Consider the following 3,011-nt stretch of genomic DNA (forward strand, 5'->3'; position numbering starts at 1 on the left):
TGACAAAGCAGCACGCTGGCTTACCTTAATTGCTATTGTATCCGGTATTGCTACCTTTTTAGTATGGTATCTTTCAGGAAAAGATCTCTCCTTCTCAGTCGGGAGAATGGTGACGGTGATCGTTATCTGCTGCCCACATGCGCTTGGTTTAGCAGTGCCCCTTGTAGTGGCTAAATCCACTGCTTTGTCCGCCAAAAATGGCTTGCTGATTAAAAATAGAACGGCATTCGAAAATGCCAGGAAAATAACCACACTGGTATTTGATAAAACAGGAACACTTACAGTAGGGAAATTTGCTGTATCAAAGATTATCGTTTTTCAGAAGGACATAAGAGAAAATGATCTGATAAGGTTCGCTGCTGCTTTGGAACAAAATTCGGAGCATCCCATTGCTACAGGTATTTTACAAAAGGCAAAAGAACTTTCTATTATCGTCCCCCCTGCCGAAAATTTTAAAGCCATTACGGGCCAGGGTGTGGAAGCCATAGTGGATAACAAAAAACTGATGGTGGTAAGTCCCGGATACCTCAAAGAAAATAAAATATCCCAACCCGAAAATTCAAGCCAGGACGCTTCTGAAACTTCTGTATTCATTTTGATAAATGGTGAATTGGCAGGTTATATTTCATTAACAGATGCTATCCGGCCAGAATCAGCTGAAGCCATACAGACTTTGCGCGAAAACAAGATAAAATGCGTATTGCTGACGGGCGATAATAAAGCAGTGGCAGAAACGGTAAGCAGGAAATTAGGAATGGATAGTTATTTTGCTGAAGTGTTACCACATCAAAAACTGGAAAAAATAAAAGAATTGCAAAGCGCAGGCGAGTTTGTGGCAATGACAGGTGACGGAGTAAATGATGCCCCGGCCCTGGCTCAGTCAGATATTGGTATTGCAGTCGGTTCAGGATCTGATATCGCAGCTGAAACCGCAGGGATTATTCTGGTGAACAGCAATCCAAAGGATATTGCCAAACTCATTCTATTCGGGAAATCCACCTATCGAAAAATGATGCAGAACCTTGCCTGGGCGACAGGATATAATGTGATCGCGTTACCCTTAGCCGCCGGCGTATTATACAATTATGGTATATTGTTGAGTCCCGCTGCAGGTGCAGCACTGATGAGTTTAAGTACAATGGTGGTAGCTATCAACGCAGGTTTATTGAAAGTAAAATAGATTTTATTTGCAAAATATTCTCCTGAACTCAAAAGCTTCCTTATGAATAAATTTTTCAGTCTTCCGTTATATCTCCTTGTTATTTTTTCATCAGCTTTCTCTCAAAATAAAGAAGCGAATAAATTAATTATCTCGAAAGGTCAGATGCCAAACGAGGCCTATGGCTATTCTAATCCGCTTTAAGATGGATGCCGGATGGAAATGACGTAAATCACGTGTTGATTTTTAGAGATTTTCCCACTAGCATTCATCTAGTCAGGATTTGGCAGGACGGGAGATATCATGCCATGACCTAACCGAGTCACTGCTCATTAAAAACCCTCCGCCCGACAGGCAATGGGTCAGTAGTGCTTGAAACCATCTCAGTACGAATAAAAATCAGATTAAGTCAGGACCGGATTACATCCTCTTTCTCTAGAATTATTCTGGAATCTATTTCGGTATGTAATTTTGCTATATATTCTTCGCATTCTTTAAAATCAAGAGTCGGACCCCAGTGTCTCAACATACGGGTATATTTCGTTGTGTAGGTAGCCAGCAAATCATAAAGTGCGGATATTTCCAAGTCTTTAAATTCGTGTAGCATATATTGGCCTTATGTTTTTGCTGCTTTATAATCAAAAATTGTGCTACCGTATTTTTACTAAGCTATTCCGCTTTACATTACCAGATAATTCATTTAAGGAATATTATTATGGATAAATTTTTACACTATTCCCATCAGCCTTAGATGAACGACAATCTCATCCACATCAACATCGACCGGCTGCCGTTTTAATAATATCCATTGGTACTGATTTACCGATTATTTTGGGAGATAAAAACCCGTGGCAAGACAATTGCATTATATGAGTACAAGATTTCAAATCAGCATCGTCATGTCCTTAGTAGGGCAAGAGTTTTAAAGTTCGCCCTTCATTTTTATGAGGGGCTTTTATTTTGGCCATTTTATTTTTTCATTTCCTGATCAACCTGCACCTGGAGACAATATATAGGCTTTGAATATATTATGGACAGTCCATCCTGACAGGGTAAGTCTTACCGTCAAAATACTTTGTCATTTGAAGAAATTAAAGCCGAACCGCCCAGGCCAGACCATCTGGGCCGCCTAAATTGATATGCCCGGTAACTTCCAATGTCTTGAGGTCTATAATCGCCACATAATTGTCGCCTGTGCAGCCTACAAACGCACGTGATCCATCAGTGTCCATAAGTATGCCTGCCCCACCATGGCCGATATTCAAACGCTTCAATTCCTTTCGCGATCCTGCATCATAAATAAACAGATCGCCTGTTCTCAGACTGGATACCAGAACCCGCTTTCCATCCGGCGTAAACTTTAGCCGGTTTGCCCCAAACGCCTTTGCATCTATTTTGTCAGTCACTTTCCTGGCCGCAATATTGATGATGGCAATACTTCCATCATCAGAAGCTGCAGTCCATAATTCACGGCCATTAGGTGATACATCAAAACCTTCAGAACCTTTGGACACAGGGATAACTGTTTGTTGCCACTCCATCCGTGCTTTGGCTCCCGGGAACGACTGTCCATTGGGGCCAACCTGTGGCGGGAGAAGGGTATCCACAAGAATACTCACAGTTCCTGAGCTAACATTTGTCGTATAAACATTTTTACCATCAGGGGTCACATAAATCATATGTGTACGATCCTGACCTGTCCCCATACTCCAATCTTTTAAACCCGTTGCAGGATCAAAACGGCCAACCGCCTTTGACCCTTCGGCTGTAAACCAGACTTTTCCATCTTCAAAATCTATTCCGTGCGGACCGATTAGGGGTCTTGTATCGATATTGGATAATGGCTTTTGCG

At 41.7% G+C, this 3,011-nt stretch carries 2 protein-coding genes; one reads left to right on the plus strand and one right to left on the minus strand.

Annotated elements, in window-relative coordinates:
- The coding region (locus tag VNZ46_RS12020) for a heavy metal translocating P-type ATPase (protein ID WP_325560376.1) at positions 1 to 1,180 on the plus strand (1,180 nt) is incomplete at its 5' end.
- A 1,070-nt stretch (positions 1,181 to 2,250) separates the two neighbouring features.
- On the opposite strand, the gene VNZ46_RS12025 is transcribed toward VNZ46_RS12020, so the two are convergent.
- The coding region (locus VNZ46_RS12025) for a hypothetical protein (protein WP_325560377.1) at positions 2,251 to 3,011 on the minus strand (761 nt) is incomplete at its 5' end.

It is taken from the genome of Pedobacter sp. (assembly GCF_035566355.1).
GTDB lineage: Bacteria > Bacteroidota > Bacteroidia > Sphingobacteriales > Sphingobacteriaceae > Pedobacter.